Here is a 22,470-nt window from a genome sequence, read left to right as displayed (position 1 = left end):
GATGCAGATGCAGATGCAGATGCAGATGGGGACGCGGATGCGGACGCTGATGCAGATGCTGACGCCGATGCAGATGCTGATGCTGATGCCGATGCTGATGCTGATGCCGATGCCGATGCTGATGCTGATGCTGATGCGGATGCCGATGCCGATGCTGACGCTGATGCCGACTCGGATGCCGATGCAGACGCTGATGCGGATGCGGATGCTGATGCTGATGCTGATGCCGATGCTGACGCTGATGCTGATGCAGATGCAGATGCCGATGCTGATGCTGATGCTGATGCTGATGCTGATGCTGATGCTGATGCTGATGCTGATGCTGATGCGGATGCGGATGCGGATGCGGATGCGGATGCTGATGCGGATGCTGATGCTGACGCTGACGCTGACGCTGACGCCGATGCTGACGCCGACTCGGATGCGGATGCGGATGCCGATGCGGATGCGGATGCGGATGCGGATGCCGATGCGGATGCTGACGCTGATGCCGACTCGGATGCAGATGCAGATGCAGATGCAGATGGGGACGCGGATGCGGACGCTGATGCAGATGCTGACGCCGATGCAGATGCTGATGCTGATGCCGATGCCGATGCTGATGCCGATGCCGATGCCGACGCGGATGCTGATGCGGATGCCGATGCTGACGCCGATGCGGATGCGGATGCTGACGCCGATGCGGACGCGGATGCGGATGCGGATGCGGATGCGGATGCGGATGCGGATGCGGACGCAGATGCGGATGCCGATGCCGATGCCGATGCCGATGCCGATGCTGACGCGGATGCCGACGCGGATGCCGATGCTGACGCCGATGCGGATGCGGATGCCGATGCCGATGCCGATGCCGATGCCGATGCCGATGCCGATGCCGATGCCGATGCCGATGCCGATGCCGATGCCGATGCTGACGCGGATGCCGATGCGGATGCCGATGCCGACGCGGATGCGGATGCTGATGCCGATGCTGATGCCGATGCTGATGCCGATGCTGATGCCGATGCTGACGCCGATGCGGATGCGGATGCTGATGCTGATGCGGATGCCGATGCTGACGCCGATGCGGATGCGGATGCTGACGCCGATGCGGACGCTGATGCCGATGCTGATGCCGATGCTGATGCCGATGCGGATGCTGACGCGGATGCCGATGCTGACGCGGATGCCGATGCTGACGCGGATGCCGATGCTGACGCGGATGCCGATGCTGATGCCGATGCTGATGCTGATGCTGATGCCGATGCTGATGCTGATGCTGATGCTGATGCTGATGCTGATGCTGATGCTGATGCTGACGCTGACGCTGATGCCGACTCGGATGCAGATGCGGATGCTGACGCCGATGCTGATGCCGATGCTGACGCCGATGCGGATGCGGATGCGGATGCGGATGCGGATGCGGATGCGGATGCGGATGCGGATGCGGATGCGGATGCGGATGCGGATGCGGACGCGGATGCTGACGCTGATGCCGACTCGGATGCCGATGCGGATGCCGATGCAGACGCTGATGCGGATGCGGATGCGGATGCGGATGCGGATGCGGATGCGGATGCCGACGCGGATGCGGATGCGGATGCGGATGCCGATGCAGATGCCGATGCTGACGCGGATGCGGATGCGGATGCCGACGCGGATGCGGATGCCGATGCAGATGCCGATGCTGACGCTGACGCGGATGCCGATGCTGACGCGGATGCGGATGCGGATGCGGATGCCGACGCGGATGCGGATGCGGATGCGGATGCGGATGCTGACGCTGATGCCGACTCGGATGCAGATGCGGATGCTGACGCCGATGCGGATGCCGACGCGGATGCGGATGCTGATGCCGATGCTGACGCCGATGCGGATGCTGATGCTGATGCTGACGCCGATGCGGATGCGGATGCGGATGCGGATGCGGATGCGGATGCGGATGCGGATGCGGATGCGGATGCGGATGCTGATGCGGATGCTGATGCGGACGCCGATGCTGACTCCGACGCGGATGCTGATGCCGATGCGGATGCAGATGCAGATGCCGATGCGGATGCCGATGCGGATGCCGATGCGGATGCGGATGCCGATGCGGATGCGGATGCGGATGCGGACGCGGACGCGGACGCTGACGCCGATGCGGATGCTGATGCCGATGCTGATGCCGATGCTGATGCCGATGCTGATGCAGATGCGGATGCAGATGCGGATGCTGATGCTGATGCTGATGCGGATGCGGATGCGGATGCGGATGCTGACGCGGATGCCGATGCTGATGCTGACGCGGATGCCGATGCCGATGCGGATGCCGACGCGGATGCGGATGCTGACGCCGACGCGGATGCGGATGCTGATGCGGATGCGGATGCTGATGCGGATGCGGATGCGGATGCGGATGCTGATGCGGATGCGGATGCGGATGCGGATGCGGATGCTGATGCGGATGCTGATGCGGATGCTGATGCGGATGCGGATGCGGATGCTGATGCGGATGCCGATGCGGATGCCGATGCTGACGCCGACTCAGATGCGGATGCGGATGCCGACGCCGATGCTGACGCGGACGCGGATGCTGACGCGGATGCTGACGCGGATGCTGACGCGGATGCTGACGCCGATGCGGATGCGGATGCGGATGCGGATGCGGATGCTGATGCGGATGCTGATGCGGATGCGGATGCGGATGCGGATGCGGATGCGGATGCGGATGCGGATGCGGATGCCGATGCGGATGCCGATGCGGATGCCGATTCCGATGCGGACGCTGATGCCGACGCTGACGATGCGGACGCTGATGCCGATGCCGATGCCGATGCCGATGCGGATGCGGATGCTGACGCGGATGTTGACGTCCCCGAGACACACATTTACTCGAATCATGAGGACTTTGAAACAACGAACTCGCTCACAAGCTTCAACGGCTTTACATTATCGGCGACTAGCACGAATGGCTATTACACGGAAGGACGGGACAGGGGCCTTTGGCTTGGGGGGCCGGGAATAACCCGATACGAAGCAGTAATTTCGCTCACCGACGCCGCAACCTTCGTCTCGTTCCGTTTGGGAGCGGTCGATTATGAAGGGTGTTACGCCGTCTACCAGGATGCGGAAGGAAATGAGCTTGGAAGAACCCAGTTCGATTATGGCCCTATCGGGCATACGGATTATTTCTTTGATTCACCAAACGGCGAGTTGATCGCCACAGTCAAGTTGGTGTTTCTTGAACCGAACGGCTGTATGCTTTATGACTTTGCTTACGGGACGGAGACAGTTCCGGCCGGCTTCGATGCGACGCAGTCGAATGTTGGATTGGAAAGCTACCTCGGCACCGATGGAGGTGACATCTTCGCGATGGGTGACTTGAGCAACTTCAACGCCGGCAGTACATCCATCGAGGGCAACGGCGGTATCGACACGCTGAAGCTTGCGTTGGGCGATGTGCTTGACCTGGGCGGCAAGGACCTGTTCATTGCCGATGGCCATACGCAGTTGATGGTCAAGGGTGATGCGGGCGACAAGGTCGAACTGTCCGATCTGCTGCCGGACGGTGGGGATGTCGGCGACTGGACGCAACTGTCTGGCAACACGACTGTGGGTGGCATCGAGTATGACGTCTTCTACCACTCGGGTCTGAACGCCGAACTGCTGGTGCAGCACGGTGTCGAGACAGTGCTGAACAACCACTGACCTCCGGATGGTCCGCGACGCATGACCTGCGTCGCGGACCCGGAATCACCACCCATTTAATCAGGCTCCCTGAGCAGCATCGCGTTGCCCGGGGGACCGTTTTTGACGAACTGATCATGACTTTCAATCAAACCCTGATGCGTGCGCTCGCAGGCGCATTGCTCGTGACGGCGGGTACCTTGCCCGCCATCGCACAACAGACTTTCTCTAACCCGCAACCGCCGGTCACCCAGGCAGCCGCACCCGGCACCGCGCCGACGGCCCGTGCCGGTACGCAGCCCGGCAGGGTATTCGGCCAGAGCTACGCGCCGGTCGGACAGGTCGGCCCCCAGCAGGCGCAGATCGTCTACTACCGTGATGCATCCGCGGGTGCGGGCCGGTCGGCCGCTGCCGACGTCTACGTTGATGGCGAACTGCAGACCGCATTGCTGCCCAATGGCTACAGCATCTTCTGCGTCAAGCCGGGCCAACACACGCTGGGCGCCTACATTCAGGATGCGCCGCTGTACAAAGGCAAGACCACCGGGCGATCCGGCGCAGAACTGAAGGGCGGCATGACCTACTTCGTGAAGGTCGGGCCGGCTGGCAGCAATGACGCACCGATCATGGTGCCGCGCAACGAAGCCGAAGCCCAGTTGCAAGGCATGCGCGCCCAGATGCACGTGCTTTCCCGCGCATCTGCAGTGGAGGCGTGTGACCCTGCGTCGATCCCGGTGACGTCAGCCCCGGTGGCGCAGCCTGTCGCGGCGAAAGAATACACGCTCAAGGGCGACACGCTGTTCGCCTTCGGCAAGTCTGGCAATCGCGACATGACCGTCAAAGGCCATGCGGCAATTGCACATCTGGCTGAGCAGATTCGCGCGGAAAACACCTCGCTGCAAGCCGTGACGGTGATCGGCCACGCGGACCTGATCGGCTCGGACGCAGCGGCGCAGAAACTTGGCGAGCAGCGTGCGATGACGGTTCGCCGGATGCTGATCGAGCAGGGTATTCCGGCGCAGAAGATCACCGCGGAAAGTGCGGGCTATTCCGATCCGGTGGTCGCCGACTGCAGCGGCACGATGCAGCAGAAGATTGCCTGCAATGAGCCCAACCGCCGGGTGGTGGTGCAACTGAGTCTGTCGGGCCCGGCCCGATAAAGGCATGGGGGATGCTGAGCCCTGAGGCGCGATCTTCCTGAATCGGGAAGATCGCGTACCTACCGGCCTTTACCGCATGCCCAGGCAAACGGTGAGGGCCTTCCGAGAACGGGAGTGTCGCGATGACCAGACAAACAGAGATTCCTGCAATCAATGTGCTGCTCGCCTATGCAGAGTTGCGCGACAGGGATCAGGTATTTTTTAACGGGAAGCTCAATGAGTTCGTGTTTGCGTCCCGATCGAGCAAACGTGAGTTCATCGAACAGTGGCAGCAAGCGCTCGCGGCTACCGGAACAACGCCGATAGACACGAATCATTCAAAATGAAGGGCACTGTCAGGTGCAGTCAGATCTCCAGGCTGCAACGGATTAGTTGCAGTTGCTGAAATGCAGATCCTGGCGGCTGGAGAATTTGCCGGAGTGCAGAGCATGAGTCTTTCGATCCACGCGGATCGTGCCCCTGCAAAAATCTCGAACAACAAATGTATATACTGAAGGGCGAGATCGTGTTCGGTAAGATTTTAATGGCTGCGGCCAGACGAGACATCGTCGCCAGGTATCTGGCCGCAGGTGTGCTGGCTGCCTCTACCCAAGGGTAAAACCACATGACATCTACCCCGTCTGAGCACGCGCATCCCAACCCCACAGGCTTCGCCGCATTGTTCGCGCGATTGCGCTCCGTCGTTGAACCGCAGGTCAATCCCCTTGCGGCGTCCTGGCCACCCTTTGTCCTGTTCTTTTCATGGAGCGACGGGCAGCGGCGGGCCGACGTCGTGACCGCAACGGCGGCGACATTTGCCGAGGCCTGGGACGCAGGCATGGAGCAGGTGACGCAGGCTGCCGGCGCGGCCGGACTGGTCGTCCAGTGGCTTCGGGTGGACTGGGTTACCAGCGTTGAAGGCATGACCTGGGAGGCACTGCGGGGCCGCCTCGAACAGACCCGGCGCAGTTATTTTCGGTGCGGCCTGTCGCTGGACAGTAATTTCAGGCATGCCTTTCTGGAGACCGAACTGAATGGCAATGCCATGCTGTATGGCGGCCCGGCACAGACGCATGCGGTTGTGAACACAAAGAACTTCGAACGGTATGCTGCCATTCGGCACCAGCTTGCCAGCGTGAATTTCGAGGATCAGCAAAACGTTAATGTGTTCTCGACCCGCGGGGCGTTCGCAAGCCTGCAAGCGCCGGAGGTACACCTTCTGCACGGGACGGGTCTGAACGCGGGCCGCCGCATAATCGAACATCTCCGGCCGGCAGACGTCAGGGCGCTCGTCGCATCCGGCAGCCGTTATCTGGCCGGCCAGGTACAGCCTGGCGGGCGTTTCCACTATGGCTGGCATCCCTGTTTCGACCGCGAAATCGGCACTTACAATACCCTGCGTCATGCAAGTTCGATCTATGCGATGCTCGAAGCCTGGGAAGTGACCCAGGACAACGACCTCAAGACAGCAATCGACGCGGCGCTGCATTATCTCGTCAATGAACTCATCATGCCGGCGGAATTGCCGTCCGGTGCCCGCGCGGCGTTTCTGGTTGACCGGCAGGGCGAAGTCAAACTGGGTGGCAACGGCGTGTGCCTTCTGGCGCTGGTCAAATACAGCCAACTGACCGGCTCAGACGAATATCTGACTCTGCTAGAACAGCTCGCAACAGGCATCCTCTTCATGCAGGATGCGGACACCGGCAAATTCAGCCATGTGCTGAACTATCCGGATCTGTCGGTTAAGCAGGCATTCCGGATCATCTATTACGATGGCGAAGCGGCCTTCGGCCTGATGCGCCTCTATGGTCTGACTGGCGATGCGAGGTGGCTCGCAGCAGTAGAAAAGGCGTTCGGCCATTTCATCGAGGCAAAACACTGGAAGGCGCATGACCACTGGCTCAGTTATTGTGTGAACGAACTGACCCGTCACCGGCCACTGGAAGCGTATTACAAATTTGGAATCCAGAACTTCGCCACCTATCTTGATTTCGTGGCTGAAAGGGTGACGACGTTTCCAACCCTGCTTGAATTGATGACGGCTGCCGAGCAGATGATTAGCCGCATGCAGCAGCAGCCCGGCCTGGAGCACCTGCTTGCCGAGGTCGATCTGGATAAGTTCTTCCATGCACTGCATGCGCGGGCGCAGCGCCTGTTAGATGGCCATTTCTGGCCGGAACTTGCCATGTACTTTGCCAATCCGGGCAGGATCACCGGCAGCTTCTTCATTCGCCACCATGCCTTTCGGGTCCGCATTGACGATGTCGAGCACTATCTATCGGGTTTTGTCGCCTATCTGAACTATCTGGAGTCGCAGCGGCATTCAGTATCCTCAACGCTGGCGCGGGAATGGAACGCCTCCCTGATCGAGGCGGCCACGCAGGGGACGTGGCTCAAGCAGCCGCCATTGGGGTGGACGGCGAGCGGCCTTTGCATTTACGCGCCTGCCATGCAGCCTGGAAACGTCGTGGTTGCCCGAACCGGTGAGGTAAGCCGGGGGATCCCTGTTCCTGTCATTCGACAGATGCAGCCGCGCCCGGCGGGTGTTATCTCGAGCCATTCTGATGTGCAGGCTCAACTTGCCGATTTGCCGGTCCTGCATGTCGCAGATACGGCCACGGCAATTCTTGCGATGGGAGCCTATGCACGCAGCCAGATGAGCGGCACTGTCCTGGCGGTGACCGGAAGCGCTGGCAAGACCACGCTCGTGGCCATGCTGGCTGACGCCCTCAATGCTTACGGTCCGACAGCGGCGAGCGCGTTCAACGCAAACCTTCCCCAAGGTGTGAGCTGGAATCTTGCGTCAATCAAGTGGGACACCCCTCATGTCGTCCTGGAAGTTGCCGTGGGCAAAATGAGACAGAGCGCGGCCATTGCCCGCCCGGACGTCGGCATTTTCACTAACATCCAGCCTGCTCACCTCGGAAAAAACAGCACGATCACTGATATTGCCCGGACCAAAAGCATGCTTTTTCTTGGCATGTCTGCGGGAAGTGTCGTGGTGCTCAATCGTGACATGCTGGAATGGGATACCGTCTACCAGGCGGCCGTCGAACGGGATCTGAAAATCTTTACTTACGGCACGACTGCCGAGAGCGAGTTTCAACTCGTGGATCATGACGCGTCGGGGCAGCGGGTCGATGCGCGTATTAGAGGGCGCGATATCACCTATCCGATTGGGGCCGCAGGCTTGCACATGGCGTTGAACAGCCTGGCAGTACTTGCCGCTGTCTCGGCGCTCAACTATCCGTTCGAACCTGCGCTCGAACGGATCGCACGCTTTGCTGCCCTGTCCGGCCGCGGCGAGGAGTTTGAGCTGACGCTCGACGGACGGCACGTGACCATTGTCGACCATGCCTACAATGCCAATCCCGGCTCGATGCAGGCCGCTCTGGAACATTTGCGGGACATGAAGAATGCAGCCAGACGAGTCGCTGTGCTGGGCGAGATGGCGGAGCTCGGTCCCCAGGCGTCGCTGCTTCATACCGACCTGGCTGCAGTGGTCGAGCGGTGCGGGATCGATCGCGTCTATGTCATGGGCAAGCTCTATACCGACTTCTGGGAACGGTTGCCGGCAGCACGCCGTGGGCGCTACACGAGTTCGCTTGACGAATTGAAGCTTGCACTTCAAGAAGAGCTTGTCGACAAGGACGTAGTGCTGCTCAAGGGCTCGAACAGTACGCGTCTCCATGAGGTCGTAGCGTGGCTGAGGGCTGGCGCGCAAAAGTAGCATTGACCTCTGGCCCTGCGAGCAATGGGTCTTCAGGCGTGCCTGAACGACCCGAAAGCTTCCAGCGCTCACCCCCGATGGCGGTAAGCCGCGCGCGGGGTAGTCTGCGCGCAGCACGGGACCCGCATGCCAAATCAGCCGTACTACCCAAGGTGCTCGCCTGCGTCTGGTGCAGGCGAGTTCGTTGCCCGCGCGCATGGCCATCGTTGATCATTTCTGTCTTTTCTGCATAACCTCACGGAACCTTATTTATGAAATGGTTTGGCCGACATTGTCGGCGTTTATCGCACCTTCTGCGCTGGAGACTCCGGCGCTTCCTGTTCGTTGTCTTTGGTGTTTTGGGCGTTACCGAACCCAGTCTGGCGGACCGACCCACACTGGGGCCGTTTGAGACTCCACGGCCTGGGGAGCTCAATGTCCCTGTGGGAAGCGAGCCATTCGATGCCGCACAAGCCCTGAACGGTTCATTCAGTTCACCGGAACACTGCGCGCGAGTGCCCGATAGCCTGTGGGTCGAAGTCAACGGCAAGGGAGATTGCATTCGATACTACGCGCATGGATTGTCCGGCAGCGAAAGCCCCACTGTGCTGGTTTATTTCAGCGGGGATGTCATGCTGAGAACGACGAAGGGAGTCAGGTACGTTACACAATCCTACCTGTCTGTTTCGCCCATGGAGATTGGGAAAGACATGGCTAAATGGTCGGCTGATTCCGGCCGTCCCACGCTCTATCTTGCCCGGCCGGGTATCTATGGCTCCTCTGGCGACCATAACATGCGCCGCACGCATCGCGAGATCGAACTGATGGATCGCGCACTGGACATGCTCAAGGAGCGTTACAACATTGCATCATTCATTCTGACCGGACATTCCGCGGGAGGCCAGATCGCCGCTGCGCTCCTGAACAGACGCGCAGACGTCGCGGCATCGGTGGTTTCTTCTGCCCTTGTTTCCGCCAAACAGGTCGCGGCGTACTGGGAATACAAGCGGGAAATCCCCGGTCGACTGCTTTACGATGCCCGGAGCTATTACGATCCTGTCGACGAAATCGGGCGCATTCGCCGGGATCCACGACCGGAAATCTATGTGATTTCTGATCCGGAGGATCGTGTGGTTCCCTTTTACAGCCAGCTGTATTATGTCCGCCGTCTGCGTGCCGCCGGCCTCCAGCCGCATCACATCTACGCCCATGCTCCCGGGCCGCAACATCACCTGCTCGCCGGACACGCGAAACGCGCTGCAACGCTTTTTGCTCAAGGGAAATCAGCGAAGGAAATCCACATGGCGCTTGCAGAACTTGACCTGTCGCAGGTTAAGTAAGCCACGAAAAGATGCGATCTCCAGGGAGCACTGACTGGCGTTGTCATGGTGAGGAGCATTGGTCAGCAAATCGGGCCGGGCGTGGGGGGCTGACGTGATGCCGTCAAGCGACCCATGCAGCCGATTCGTAGTGGTCCGAAAGCTCGTTGTGTCGTTGTCGCCGTCAGCCTGCGGCAGCCGATCGGACAGACCGCGCGCTTTCGTTTGGGTAGTTGTTTCCGTCGTTACGCTAGCCCGGAAGTTTCCGTCGTTACGCTAGCCCGGAACAGCATCCACTGTCGATGGACACCTGACGGTATTTTTCCTAAACTTGTTCACGGCTGGTTGCTTGTTATTCGCTGCGTCCCTGGCTTCGACAGTGAGATTTGTGGTTGAAAGTTGCCGCCTCAATTTTTGTTCCGATTTGGCTGTATGACGCTTCGAAACCGGGCTCGTGCCGAAGTTGCCTGCGATGGGATGATCGCGAAACGATGGTCGTGGGTTTGAGCAGGGGGCTATGTCTTTCGTCGCGCGTTAGGGGCACCCCCAGATACCGGCCTCGCTGGTCAAAGTCTCGATGAGCGGACGAGAAGATAAAGGTGCCTTGCGCATAAATAGGGAACTCGATGGACAGTATCGATCCGAAGCGATTCGGCAAGGTGGCAGTGTTGTTTGGTGGAGTGTCCGCCGAGCGTGACGTGTCGCTCAATTCTGGTTGTCTCGTGTTGCAGAGACTGCGCGATGCAGGCGTCGACGCACACCCCTTCGATCCATCCACGCGGCCGTTGTCAGCGTTAAAGGACGAGGGCTTTGTGCGCGCGTTCAACGTGCTGCACGGCGGCTACGGCGAAAATGGACAGATTCAGGGCGCGCTCGATTTTTATGGGATCCGATATACGGGCAGCGGCGTGCTTGGTTCGGCGCTCGGGCTGGACAAGTTCCGCGCGAAACTTGTGTGGCAGCAACTGGGTATTCCGACGCCGCCGTTCGAGGCCGTGATGCGCGGCGACGATTACGATGCGCGTGCGCAGGAGATCGTCGCGCAACTCGGGTTGCCGCTATTTGTGAAGGCGGCGAGCGAAGGCTCAAGCGTCGCCGTGATCAAGGTAAAAGCGGCCGAGGCGCTACCCTCAGCGATCGCGGAAGCAGCAAAGTTCGACGCTATCGTGCTGGTCGAGAAGAGTATCGAAGGCGGCGGTGAATACACTGCGTGCATTGCGGGCGACCTCGATCTGCCGGTCATCCAAATTGTGCCAGCGGGCGAGTTCTACGACTATGACGCGAAGTACGTTCACGATTCGACGCAGTACCTGATTCCATGCGGACTGGCATCCCAGGAAGAGATGCGCCTGAAGCAACTCGCGCGCCGCGCGTTTGACGTGCTCGGTTGCTGGGACTGGGGGCGTGTCGACTTCATGATGGATGGCGAGGGCAAGCCGTACTTCCTCGAAGTGAACACATCACCAGGAATGACCGATCACTCGCTGTTGCCGAAGGCTGCTCGCGCGGTTGGTATCAGCTATCAGGAACTGGTTGTGAGGGTATTGTCGCTCACGCTGAAGGATTGACCTCGCCGAGGGGTGTAGCAGAGTTCGTCAATCCGGTCCCGGCGTCGGCGCCCTGCTGGGTAAGGGCTGTGGGGCAATCGCAGTCCCGACCGATGAGGCCGTCACCAAGCTGTTTTACCTGGCCCTGAACAACATCAGCAAGAAGTGGACGATGCCGATCCGCGACTGGAAGGCCGCACTGAACCGTTTCACGATCCAGTTCGAAGAGCGGCTGGTGCCGGGTTAAACCTCAACCCGTTTACACAAAATTCCGGACACCCCCCAGGCCGTCAGCACGCGTGTAAAGAAGCGTTTCGCTGTTGCGCCGCGCGGTGGATAATCAGGTTGTTACCTGTTACGTGAACCTTCCTTCGAGGGGGCACCCGGCGAAAGCGTCAACTCCGCTGGCACCTATGACTCCATACGCACAACGCAATGTATTGGACCGCTTTCGCCGCTATCAGCATTTGTTGATGTTCGGCGGCGGGGCAGTCGTAACGGCGGTGGTGCTGGTTGCGTTCGTCCTGAACACGGTGGCCACTGTACGTACCTATGTTGCGCTCGAGCATCAAGAACTGATGTCCGGCGTGAACCGGCTCACCGACCTTAACTCGCGCAACGTCGTGCTTATGCAAAACGGCGTACGGCTCATCGAGGTCGCCTGGAGGGCCGGCGAACAGGCCGAGCCACGCCTTATCGAACAGTTCACAGGCAATGGCCAGATGCTTCGTCTTCAGCAGGCCCCAGATCATCTGCCGGTGCTCGTGGTGGGTGCCTCGTCTGCAACGCCTCCCGATTTGTTGGCAACCCGGTACATTCGGCTTGCTAAACAGATAAGTCAGGCGGCGACGGCAGCTTCCGAACGAAACGGAGGCCTGTTGACATTCTGGTTGTACAGGCCTGACCGTCCACTGCTCATCCTGGTACCATCGCCTGGCGATGCCCGGATGGCGACGTTGCTTGCCGATCGTGCTGCTTTTTTTTCTGCACTCGCGGGATCTGGCGGCAATCTCCTTGTTCCGCGAGACGTGCCCTTGCTCGATCCCCGCACCGGGGGGCGTGCATTTCGGTGGCTCCCTCCCTACGATAGTCCGTTAAGCGGCAGGCGATCAGTTCGAGTTGCAGCGACCCTGTTTGACAAGGAGCGGAAGCCGTTCGCCGTCGCTGTTTACGAGTTACCGGTCACCATTATCACTGCCGCTCTAGGGGAGAGTGGGCTTGACGGCTCTCTTATGCTCTTCGCGCGCAATGGACAGGTTATCGCTTCATTTTCGCGTCAACCGGTCGACCCGAAGGCGTCGGATACCGCGCGTGCTTTAGGTGTCGCAGGAATTGTCGAGCCGACAGGCAGGATCTTTCGTGACGGCCACATGCTGTTTGGCTGGCCAATCGGCGAGACTGGCGCAACGCTCGTGTTTGTGCAGTCGTGGCGCTCGATTGCCCGGGCACTGACTGGTCAGATTGGAACGTCGGCCGCGACGACTGGAGTGATCCTCCTCGTGGTGTGGTCGCTGATTCTACTGTTCAACCGGCGCGTGTTCCTGCCTGTTCTTGAGCGCTCTCGACGCGTGTTCGAGAGCGAGCACCTGAGCCGCGCGCTGATCGAGACGGCACCGGTAGGGCTGGGGCTGATTGCCGTGGAGAGCGGTAAGCCGTTGTTGCGCAGTCCGACGATGATGGAGGCCGCGGCGCGGGTGGTCCTGCCGGCGGCACGGACACTTTCGGCAGAACTGGTTCACCGTCACCGGCAACGCGCAGATGTAAGCGGTGTAACCGGTACAAACAGCATGGCGCACGAGGCGTGGTCGCTGCCGACACGCGAGGGTGGGACGATGGATCTCTCGGTGAGTGTCGTGCCGGCGCGCTACCAAGGCGAGGACGTGCTGGTGACGGCGTTCACGGACGTGACGGTGGAAAAGCGCCTCAATCGGCAACTGCGTGAAGCAAAGCAGGCGGCGGACTCGGCCAATGCCGCGAAATCCGCTTTCCTGGCGGCGATGAGCCATGAGATCCGCACACCGCTCAACGCGATCCTGGGGAATCTCGAGCTGCTGTCGCACTCGCAGCTCGATGCGCTGCAGCGTGACCGGCTGAAAACGATCCGGAGTTCATCGGACGGACTGCTTGCAATCGTGAGCGACGTGCTGGATTTCTCGAAGATCGAGGCCGGTGAGATGACGCTCGAGCGGATCGTGTTCGACGCGCAGGAGGTGGCCTCGCGGGCTCTGACGATGTTCGGGCCGGTGGCGCGGGCGAAGGGCGTGAGGTTGTCGGGCGAATTTGGCACATCGACCACTCAACCGATGCAGGGCGATCCGACGAGGCTTGGCCAGGTGATGAACAATTTGCTGTCGAACGCCATCAAGTTTTCCGGGCACGGAGAGGTGACATTGAGACTGTCGGCGGAAGCGGGCGGTGATAATCAGCCAGAGCTTGTGATCGAAGTTGAAGACAGCGGGATCGGGATATCGCCGGAGCAGCAGGCGATGCTGTTCCGCGCGTTCAGCCAGGCGGATACGACGATCAACCGTCGCTTCGGTGGCACCGGTCTGGGGCTGGCATTATGCGCGCGGCTGACGGATGCGATGGGAGGCACGATCGCAGTGCACAGCGTGCCCGGCGAGGGCAGCCTCTTTACGGTGCGGGTGCCGCTGGGCGACTGTCACGGCGAGCCTGGGCTGGATATGCCGCACTTCGAGGGCGAGCAGGTGCTGTTCGTCGCGGCGGCGGACACCTGGCACGCGTATGCGGTGCCGGCACTGGAGGCCTGGGGGCTGAAGGTACAGGCGTATCGTCATCCTGCGCAACTCGATCTGGAGACGCTGGAGGAGGCGGATACCCTGATTGTCTGCGGCGAGCACGACACCTGGCATGCGGACGACGTCCGTCGTCTGCTGGAAGCGTCGTCCTGGATGATTGACTGCAGCGCGGAAGGACCGGCGTATCCCGTAGCGACGGGACGGGCGGTGAAGGTCTCAAGCTATGGTCTGAAAGGGCTGGCGGCGGCGCTACGCCATACCTTGCGGGGCATGCCGCTGGAGGCGGGCAAAGAGACACAGCGGGTATTGTCGCGCCGGCTGAAGGTGCTGGTGGCGGAAGACAACGCGGTGAACCGGGAACTGTTCAGCGAGCAGTTGAAGATGCTCGGGTGTGAGCCGCAGGTGGCGGAAGACGGGCTGCAGGCGCTGGAACGTCTCTCACGGGAGCGCTTCGATGTGCTGGTGACCGATCTGGCGATGCCGGTGCTGGACGGTTATGGGCTCGTGCGAGAGGCACAGGCACGCTGGCCAGAAATGCCGATCGTGGTGGCGACGGCGAGCGTGTCGCAGGAGGAGCGAGCGCGTTGCGAGGCGGCCGGGGTAATGCGGGTAGTGGCCAAGCCACTGCAGTTGGACGAGCTGTCGGCAACGCTGTCGGAGGTGAACGGCGTGCCGGGTGTGGCGGTGCAGGCGGAGGAACAGGAACAGGAAAGGAAACGTGATGGGATGCTGGGCGGCCGTGCAATGCCAGCCCACGTGCGGGCTACATTCCTGAAATCGTGCGAAGAGGCGCTGGCGGCGATCCATGCCGCGTACGATGCCGGCGACGCGACCCGGATACTCGCCGAGTTGCATTCGTTGCGGGGCGCGCTAAATGTGTTTGGATACCGCACGCTTGCAGAGCAGTGCGCTCAAATGGAAGTCGCGATATCGAAGGAGGGTGTCGGGGCGGCGCAGGACATGATTGATGCTTTCGATAGCCAGTTGAGTGCCACTATCCTGACTTGATCCACTTGAAGTTCAAGGCCTTCATCGTCGGCGCGCTGCACAGCTTCTTCATCCGTGTATTCCTGATGCCGCAGCCGCCATAAGCCTGCACGCAGGCCGCTCTCGCCGGTTATTGCATCGCGCGGGGCCAGGATAAAAGACGGTGTGCGTCGCACAAACATTCGTGCAGTCATGCTACTCGTTGGCACGATTAGTAATACTGGTCATATTGACATTTGTTGGGATCATATTCCATGTAGCGACGCAATCCGGATTCGTGCTTTTTGAGCAAGGTTCTTGCTGGAAAAACGCGGGCAGACATGCTAAGGTTAACTTCGAAAAGGAGTGGTAGTTCAGTTGGTTAGAATACCGGCCTGTCACGCCGGGGGTCGCGGGTTCGAGTCCCGTCCACTCCGCCAACATCTCAAGAAAGTCGTCAACCTTTTCGCGGGCTACTTAAGTGCCCAAACGCGTCGAGACTCATCACGTTTCGGCGTAGGGCATCGTCGGTTCTGTTGTATCTGCTACGCAGGCAGCGAGGTTGCAACGTGCCGGGCGGGAATAGCTGATCGGATCGTCAAGGTGCCTCCACTATCCCCCTGCTGACCATCATTCCGTACATCTGTCGCTTGCCCCGATCGGGGCTGCGATACCCAACAGCCCACGCCCCGCAACACAACACGCTGCCACGGCCGCCATTTCGTATGCCGGCGATTGACGGAGCAGGCGGTGAATCCGGTTGTGGCGATGGCGGCGTTGCACAGACACCCGCCCAACATTCCTACCTGTCGGGCAGATGAGTGGTCCTTATCGTGGCACAACCCGTCCCTGTGTCTGCTCCACTATTTAACGCTTATCGCGCGGTCTGGTTGCGGAACAGCCAGCGTCCATTCCGTTCTTTCGCGTGATGTGGCTGCTGCCTGATCTCGACCGTGATACCGCGGCCCCGTGCATCGACGATGAACGCGTCGATCAGGTCGCGCACATCGTGATCGATGTAGTCGGCACGGGTCGTGTCGATGATAACGGCCGATTGGTCAGGAATCTGCCACAGGTAGTGCTTGACCTTCACCTTGCCGACAAATGACACATCCTTGCGGAAAGACAGCAGGTAGTGGTCGTCTTGCTGCGCAAACATAACGGGACCACGCAAATTCGCACACGCGACCATGAGGACAACGACCGCGAGTCCGAGCGCGATGCCGAACAGGAGATCCACGGCGAGCACGCCGATTATCGCCGCGATGAACGGTGCGAATGCACCTGGTCCCTGTTTCGCAACGGACAGGAACAAACTCGGTTTGGCGAGCTTGATGCCGGTATGGATGAGGATCGCGGCGAGACTTGCCAGGGGGATCTGGTTAATCAGGCCGGTGAGTGCAAACACGCTGACTAGCAGCAGTATGCCGTGCACGATGGCGGACACGCGGCTCTGTGCACCTGCATTGACGTTCGCCGAGTTGCGCACGATTACTGACGTGATCGGCAGGCCGCCTATTGCTCCTGCAATCAGATTGCCCACGCCTTGCGCTTTCAGCTCCCGGTCTGGCAGAGTTGGGCGGCGCTTCGGATCGATCTGTTCGACGGCTTCCAGGCTCAGCAGCGTCTCGAGACTTCCGACGACCGCCAGCGTCAACGCGACGCGCCAAATGTCGGGGTTCAGTAGTTGCGCGAAATTCGGCCCGAGATCAGCGCTCTTGATTGCGGCGCTGAGAGCAGCAATCGAGGCGAGCTCGGGCAGGGCGACACGGTGTTCGGCGGGCGAGGCGCGGCTTGGGGACAGCAGGTCAAGCAACAGCGTCGCGGCAATGCCGAGCAGCACAACGGCGAGCGGCGCAGGGACTAGGCGCACAACCCTGAAGCGTCGCAGCGCTCGGGTTTCCCAACTGGCTAGCAGGACGAGTGACACCGTCGCGACGGCGAAGGCGGTTAGTGCGCTGAGGCTGAATGGCATGTTGCCGACGGGCATATCAAGGTCACCTGCCATGCCTAACGCGAACGGCACCTGCTTTACGATCAGCAATATGCCAATGGCGGCAAGCATACCCTTGATAACGGGCGAAGGCACATGTGCGGCCACTCGGCCTGCCTTCACCATTCCGAAGCCAAATTGAATGACGCCGGACAATAGCACGGCGAGCAGAAAGGCTGAGAAGCTGCCGAGGCGCGCAATGCCTTCGACGACGATGACGACGAGGCCCGCCGCCGGCCCACTGACGGAGAGTGGCGAGCCTCTCAGAACCGCGACGACGAGGCCGCCGATGATGCCGGACACAAGGCCTGCGAAGGGCTCAACACCAGGTGCATTGGCAATACCCAGGCACAGCGGCAGCGCGACAAGAAAGACAACGACACCCGCAATCAGGTCGCGTGGGAGCGTTGAGAGTGATGCTCGTAGATTCATGATGGACGGAAAAGAGGAGTGTGATTTGGAGGGCGATTCATTGTGGTGGATCAGCCTGCGTTCTTATGTGGTGTCTCCTGGTGGGTGCTACCTGCGGAATAGCCAGAGTCGAGTTCCTCGATGCGGCCATCGGTGAGAGAAAAGATCCAGCCGTGCACTAGCGGGGCGGGGACGCTGTCACGGATGATCGCCGTGTCACGCAGCAACCTCACCCGTTCGAGCACGTTGAACTCGGAGAGCCGGTCGGCCGCCCGGTCGCTCGGTTCGCAGTCGAGCTCTGCGCAATGCCGGTGGGCAAGCGCGCGAAGTGGTGCGATGTGGCGGTTGACGTGCGGCATTCCGGAAGAGGGCGGTAGGAGAGATGCGCGTACACCGCCGCAGCCGTAGTGACCGCAAACGATCACGTGCTCGACCATCAGCGCGCGCACAACATACTCGAGCACGCTCGCGTAACTATTGTCGTTCGGATGAAAAAGGTTGGCGACGTTGCGATGGACAAACAGCTCGCCCGGCGCACTGTGCGTGATGGCTTCAGCAGGCACCCGACTGTCGGAGCAGCCTATCCAGAGCACACGGGGATTTTGGCCGAGCGACAGGATGGTGAAGAAATCTGGCGCGCATTCAGCGGTTTCTCGCGCCCATACGATATTGGCGAGAAGCATGCTCTTGGGACGATGCATTGCCACTAACTCCCTGATCAGGTAAAGCCTGGTCGCAAGGTGGACCCTTTGAACACAGGCTATGCGAAATGAAATGAGTTCATCGCGCGTATCGACCAGGGCATGATCCAATCGATAGTCATGCAGATCAAAACAAGATGAGGATTGGTCTGACAAGAACGTCTCACATCAAGTTCAATGAGCGAGAGAAAGAGCTGGCATTTTTTTCCGCCCGCAATATTTTTCAGAATCACAGTGCGGGCGTTTGACCAACTTGTACGGTAACCACGATGTTTTAGAAGACCTGGAATCTTCGAGCGATGTGGAATTGAGGAATTGTCAAATTGCCAGAATGACGTGAATGAGAAAGTGAGTGACGTTAGTTATGAGGGTGTAAAAAGTTTTGTGTAAACGGTCATTTGGCAGGAGACTGCCAGCAACAGGAGCATCAATGACCGTAGCGAAACGCAATAAAAGAGAGAAACCCGATCCTGAGCTCGTCAAGCTGGCAGACAGCCTGCTGGCGAATTATCAGAAGCCGGAAGACCTGATAGGGGAGAACGGCCTGCTCAAGCAACTGACCAAGATGCTGGTGGAGCGTGCGTTAGAGACGGAGATGTCCGAGCACCTGGGCCATGGCAAGAGCGAAGCGGTGAGCAATGCCACGGGCAACACCCGTAATGGTCATAGCGCCAAGACGCTGCAGGGGGAGTTTGGCGCGTTGCCGCTCAATATCCCGCGCGACCGTCAGGGGGCGTTCGAGCCGAAGCTGGTGGAGCGCCATCAGACGCGCTGGACGGGCTTCGACGACAAGATCATTTCGCTGTATGCGCGTGGCCTGAGTGTGCGCGAGATCCAGGGGCACCTGGAAGAAATGTACGGCACGGAGGTCTCGCCGACGCTGATCTCGGCGGTCACTGACGCCGTCAGTGATGAGGTGAAGGTCTGGCAGGCCCGTGCGCTCGACGCGCTCTATCCGATTGTCTATCTCGACTGCATTCACGTCAAAGTGCGCGACAGCGGCGCGGTGCGGACCAAGGCGGTGTACCTGGCCATCGGCGTGAACATGGCCGGCCACAAGGAAGTCCTGGGCCTGTGGATCGCCCAGACCGAGGGGGCCAAGTTCTGGCTGCAGGTGGTCACTGAGCTCAAGACGCGCGGCGTGCAGGACATTTTTATCGCCTGCGTCGACGGGCTTAAAGGCTTTCCTGAAGCCATTGAAGCGGTCTACCCAAAAGCGGCCGTGCAACTGTGCATCGTGCACATGGTGCGCAACAGCCTGAACTTCGTGCCGTGGAAAATGCAGCGGGAAGTCGCCGCCGACCTGAAGACGATTTACACTTCATCGACCGTCGAGATGGCCGAACAGATGCTGGGCGCCTTCGAGGCCAGGTGGGACCAGGACTATCCGTCCATCGGGCAGAGCTGGCGACGCAACTGGGCACGGGTGATTCCGTTCTTCGATTACCCACCGGAGATCAGGAAGGTGATTTACACCACGGATGCCATAGAATCGATCAACATGAGCCTGCGCAAGGTGATCAAGACCCGCAGCTCGTTCCCGACCGATGAGGCCGTCACCAAGCTGTTTTACCTGGCCCTGAACAACATCAGCAAGAAGTGGACGATGCCGATCCGCGACTGGAAGGCCGCACTGAACCGCTTCACGATCCAGTTCGAAGAGCGGCTGGTGTCGGGTTAAACCTCAACCCGCTTACACAAAATTCCGGACACCCCCTTAGTTATACTAATCTAGTAGAAAAAGCGATTCAGAATCGGATTTCCGGTTGCAGCTTCTTGTGCCTCGAAGACACCCTTGGGTATTCACCGACCAGCGTCGCACCGTTTCGTATGTGAATTCCATACCGTCCCAGCAATATCCGACTGACGCTCTCGCCGCCCGAAGCTCGTTGAAAACGAACCACTCCGTCGTCGGATCATACGGACGGCATTGCGCTATCTCCAGATATATCCCGTTGGTTTTTCGGATCAGTCAGACAGTTTGGTGGATTGAATGAGGCTAGTAAGATACCCGCCCTCGATGGCCGCCGTTACATTAAGCATTTCAAAATTCGATTCATAAATGCAGTTGACCGATCGAGAGAGCAATGAAAATCAAGCTGATACTTGCAGACGACCACCCGGCATTAATCACTGGCGTGAAATATGAACTATCCAGAGTCCATACTCTCAGCGTCCTTGGGACGGCGCAGGATTCGACGGAAATCGTCAATTTTCTGTCAAATGTCGAATGTGACATTCTCATCACAGACTACTCCATGCCTAGGGGAGAATACGGTGACGGGATGGCCATGCTTTCGTTCTTAAAGCGCCGATATCCCGACCTTAAGATAATCGTCTTCACCACGATCGACAATTTCGCCATTGCTTCCAAGATGCGGAAAATTGGTATCCAATCCGTACTGAACAAATCGAAAGATGTTGACTATCTGATTACCGCCATACATGCAGTTCACGCGGGTGCAACCTACTTTTCACCGACTTCACGCGAGCAACCCGGAAGAGTCGGCCCAACGCAAGCCATACCCCCGCGCAATCTTTCGGGGCGGGAAGCCGAGGTTGTACGTCTGTACGTGTCCGGCGTCACGATTAACGAAATAGCCGCCCAGTTGAATCGGACGAAGCAGACAGTGAGCGCACAGAAAAGGGCGGCGATGCGCAAGCTTGGCATAGAACGTGACGCTGATTTATTCAGGTTTGCATATGAAAGCGGATTTTCGGCCTCCGCGATTCACGCAGAGGATATCGACGCGAATGTCAGGTTATAGCTGCGGATTCAACCGGTCGATGCAACACAATAGAAGCTGTGTGAGCAGCGGGAGTGTTGCAAATGAAGTACCGAACCCGGATCTATTACAGCGAGAGCCAGAAAGCGTTAATGTGGGAACTCTGGCGGAAAGGTGAATCGCTCCAGCATATTGCGCAACTGTTCGATCGGAATCACTCGTCGATACAGGGAATTCTCGCGGAGACAGGCGGGTGCGGCCGTCGAACGGCTGTCGGACAACGGCCCTGCCTACATCGACCATCGCACGCGCAGCTTCGCTCGCGGGTTCCGGCGAACTGCTGCGCCATCAACCTAACGGGGCACGTCCTGAGTTACAGGAGCAACTCCAGCCTCTTTCTATGCGTCGCCACAACCCCAAAAACAAATTTATGACGAGTCCGACTGGTGTAAAAGAAAAATAACACCCGTCGCATTTCCGTCGATACTCAGAAAAATAGAATGTATGAAAGGCGTTGGTTGATGCTATTTGCATAGCAAGTGCTTTTATTCCAGCATGAATATTCCGAGTGCGATCTGAATTCATAAAACTCACGGCAATGAAGGGTTTTGGATTGTGCACCTGGAGTCGCAACTCAGACGAGATGGCGCGAAAAACTGTCTTTCCGATAGATCGCGAGGTAGTAAAGTGCAAGGAATAATCAATATTATTGTGGCCGATGACCACCCTGTCGTATTATCGGGTGTCAGAATGGTACTGAGCGGACATACTGATTTAAGAATGGTAGCGACTGCGTGCGACTCGACGGAGGTTGTTGAACGTCTTGCTCGCGTGCCCTGCAATGTACTCGTCACTGACGACGCGATGCCCGGAGGCGAATACGGCGACGGAGTTCCCTATCTGGCGTTCTTGAGAAAGTGTTTTCCGGATTTGAAGATCATCGTATTCAGTATGAATGGCGACCCTGATCTTCGACGGTCGCTCGCACGGATTGGAGTGCATTCCCTTATTCTAAAGAGTGCTGACGTCGGCGAGCTTGTATCGGCAATACGCAGTGCGTTCTCGGGCAACCTTTGCAACTTCAGTTAGCAACGTTTGGCTGTTATTTTTGTTGAGTTCTGGTTCATTTTTTCAGGGCGATATAAGTCTTTACCTTCTTCGGCAGTTTTACAACTTGCGATGTAGTGTGAAGATAAAAGGAAATCGAAATGTCGAATAACAAAGAGGCCGCAACTGTTCAGGCGCTACTCGCGTTCGTCAATCTCCAAAAGAATGAAGAGCGCGAATTTTTAGTAACAATGAACCTCCTGCTTCGAGCCTCTCCAAAAGGACGGCGGGAAATCATTGCCCAACTTCAGGGGAAAACTTTGGTGAACTCTGATGTTCCCGGAAGGCCATAGGCATTGTCGTCGCTGGCCCGGCGCGGCGAATACAACGGTTTGATAGCCGTTATCGACGGGCGGTTTCAAGAGTGAAGCGCAACGGCGGGATTAATGTTTAGAGCTTTGAGGTTGACTTGCTGATGCGAGGGTCGCGGCGAAGACCTCGAATG

12 protein-coding genes, 1 tRNA gene and 3 pseudogenes are annotated in these 22,470 nt (G+C 59.0%); 14 read left to right on the top strand and 2 right to left on the bottom strand.

Annotated elements, in window-relative coordinates:
* The 9 genes and pseudogenes from HDG32_RS35210 to HDG32_RS35170 form a co-directional block, all read left to right on the top strand.
* A pseudogene (locus HDG32_RS35210) lies at positions 1–3,669 on the top strand (hypothetical protein); the annotation flags it as partial.
* A gap of 116 nt (positions 3,670–3,785) precedes the next feature.
* Complete coding sequence (locus HDG32_RS35205; protein WP_184074376.1) at positions 3,786–4,808, top strand: OmpA family protein; 1,023 nt, start codon at positions 3,786–3,788, stop codon at positions 4,806–4,808.
* A gap of 122 nt (positions 4,809–4,930) precedes the next feature.
* Complete coding sequence (locus HDG32_RS35200; protein ID WP_184074374.1) at positions 4,931–5,134, top strand: hypothetical protein; 204 nt, start codon at positions 4,931–4,933, stop codon at positions 5,132–5,134.
* 278 nt (positions 5,135–5,412) lie between these two features.
* Positions 5,413–8,517, top strand: coding sequence for a UDP-N-acetylmuramoyl-tripeptide--D-alanyl-D-alanine ligase (locus tag HDG32_RS35195; RefSeq protein WP_184074372.1), 3,105 nt, complete (start codon positions 5,413–5,415; stop codon positions 8,515–8,517).
* Positions 8,518–8,768: 251 nt separating this feature from the next.
* Positions 8,769–9,836 carry a S9 family peptidase gene (locus tag HDG32_RS35190; RefSeq protein WP_184074370.1) on the top strand — a complete coding sequence of 356 codons (1,068 nt, stop codon included), beginning with the start codon at positions 8,769–8,771 and terminating at the stop codon, positions 9,834–9,836.
* 605 nt (positions 9,837–10,441) lie between these two features.
* Positions 10,442–11,383 carry a D-alanine--D-alanine ligase gene (locus tag HDG32_RS35185; RefSeq protein WP_184012006.1) on the top strand — a complete coding sequence of 314 codons (942 nt, stop codon included), beginning with the start codon at positions 10,442–10,444 and terminating at the stop codon, positions 11,381–11,383.
* A gap of 85 nt (positions 11,384–11,468) precedes the next feature.
* Positions 11,469–11,609, top strand: a pseudogene (locus tag HDG32_RS35180) (IS256 family transposase); the annotation flags it as partial.
* Positions 11,610–11,775: 166 nt separating this feature from the next.
* Positions 11,776–15,129, top strand: coding sequence for an ATP-binding protein (locus HDG32_RS35175; RefSeq protein ID WP_184074368.1), 3,354 nt, complete (start codon positions 11,776–11,778; stop codon positions 15,127–15,129).
* A 321-nt stretch (positions 15,130–15,450) separates the two neighbouring features.
* Positions 15,451–15,527: transfer RNA gene (locus tag HDG32_RS35170), tRNA-Asp, on the top strand.
* A 434-nt stretch (positions 15,528–15,961) separates the two neighbouring features.
* On the opposite strand, the gene HDG32_RS35165 is transcribed toward HDG32_RS35170, so the two are convergent.
* Positions 15,962–17,512 (bottom strand): SulP family inorganic anion transporter, encoded by a 1,551-nt coding sequence (locus HDG32_RS35165; RefSeq protein ID WP_221307967.1) that lies wholly within the window; start codon positions 17,510–17,512, stop codon positions 15,962–15,964.
* A 50-nt stretch (positions 17,513–17,562) separates the two neighbouring features.
* Positions 17,563–18,192, bottom strand: a complete 630-nt coding sequence (locus HDG32_RS35160) for a carbonic anhydrase (protein ID WP_184074380.1) — start codon at positions 18,190–18,192, stop codon at positions 17,563–17,565.
* A gap of 430 nt (positions 18,193–18,622) precedes the next feature.
* Here HDG32_RS35160 and HDG32_RS35155 point away from each other — a divergent pair, with 430 nt between their 5' ends.
* The 5 genes and pseudogenes from HDG32_RS35155 to HDG32_RS35135 all read left to right on the top strand — a co-directional run bounded on the left by HDG32_RS35155 (position 18,623) and on the right by HDG32_RS35135 (position 22,318).
* On the top strand, positions 18,623–19,873 hold the full coding sequence (locus HDG32_RS35155; protein ID WP_184074366.1) for an IS256 family transposase: 1,251 nt from the start codon (positions 18,623–18,625) through the stop codon (positions 19,871–19,873).
* A gap of 406 nt (positions 19,874–20,279) precedes the next feature.
* Complete coding sequence (locus tag HDG32_RS35150) at positions 20,280–20,960, top strand: response regulator transcription factor (RefSeq protein ID WP_184074364.1); 681 nt, start codon at positions 20,280–20,282, stop codon at positions 20,958–20,960.
* 62 nt (positions 20,961–21,022) lie between these two features.
* A pseudogene (locus HDG32_RS35145) lies at positions 21,023–21,172 on the top strand (IS30 family transposase); the annotation flags it as partial.
* 361 nt (positions 21,173–21,533) lie between these two features.
* On the top strand, positions 21,534–22,007 hold the full coding sequence (locus HDG32_RS37365) for a response regulator transcription factor (RefSeq protein WP_409340081.1): 474 nt from the start codon (positions 21,534–21,536) through the stop codon (positions 22,005–22,007).
* Positions 22,008–22,126: 119 nt separating this feature from the next.
* The gene (locus tag HDG32_RS35135) at positions 22,127–22,318 is read left to right on the top strand and encodes a hypothetical protein (RefSeq protein ID WP_184074360.1); all 192 of its coding nucleotides are present in this window, start codon (positions 22,127–22,129) and stop codon (positions 22,316–22,318) included.
* The last annotated feature ends 152 nt before the right edge of the window (positions 22,319–22,470 follow it).

Origin of the sequence: Paraburkholderia sp. CI2 (assembly GCF_014201055.1) — a bacterium.
Lineage (GTDB): Bacteria > Pseudomonadota > Gammaproteobacteria > Burkholderiales > Burkholderiaceae > Paraburkholderia > Paraburkholderia tuberum.
The sequence above is the reverse complement of the archived record's forward strand: the minus strand, read 5'-3'. Positions and strand labels throughout refer to the sequence as shown.

What these genes read in the sequence shown, in the direction of transcription:
- HDG32_RS35205 (WP_184074376.1), top strand. Translation starts at nt 3,786, where the DNA reads ATGACTTTCAATCAAACCCTGATGCGTGCGCTCGCAGGCGCATTGCTC.
- HDG32_RS35200 (WP_184074374.1), top strand. Translation starts at nt 4,931, where the DNA reads ATGACCAGACAAACAGAGATTCCTGCAATCAATGTGCTGCTCGCCTAT.
- HDG32_RS35195 (WP_184074372.1), top strand. Translation starts at nt 5,413, where the DNA reads ATGACATCTACCCCGTCTGAGCACGCGCATCCCAACCCCACAGGCTTC.
- HDG32_RS35190 (WP_184074370.1), top strand. Translation starts at nt 8,769, where the DNA reads ATGAAATGGTTTGGCCGACATTGTCGGCGTTTATCGCACCTTCTGCGC.
- HDG32_RS35185 (WP_184012006.1), top strand. Translation starts at nt 10,442, where the DNA reads ATGGACAGTATCGATCCGAAGCGATTCGGCAAGGTGGCAGTGTTGTTT.
- HDG32_RS35175 (WP_184074368.1), top strand. Translation starts at nt 11,776, where the DNA reads ATGACTCCATACGCACAACGCAATGTATTGGACCGCTTTCGCCGCTAT.
- HDG32_RS35165 (WP_221307967.1), bottom strand. Translation starts at nt 17,512, where the DNA reads ATGAATCTACGAGCATCACTCTCAACGCTCCCACGCGACCTGATTGCG.
- HDG32_RS35160 (WP_184074380.1), bottom strand. Translation starts at nt 18,192, where the DNA reads ATGCATCGTCCCAAGAGCATGCTTCTCGCCAATATCGTATGGGCGCGA.
- HDG32_RS35155 (WP_184074366.1), top strand. Translation starts at nt 18,623, where the DNA reads ATGACCGTAGCGAAACGCAATAAAAGAGAGAAACCCGATCCTGAGCTC.
- HDG32_RS35150 (WP_184074364.1), top strand. Translation starts at nt 20,280, where the DNA reads ATGAAAATCAAGCTGATACTTGCAGACGACCACCCGGCATTAATCACT.
- HDG32_RS35135 (WP_184074360.1), top strand. Translation starts at nt 22,127, where the DNA reads ATGTCGAATAACAAAGAGGCCGCAACTGTTCAGGCGCTACTCGCGTTC.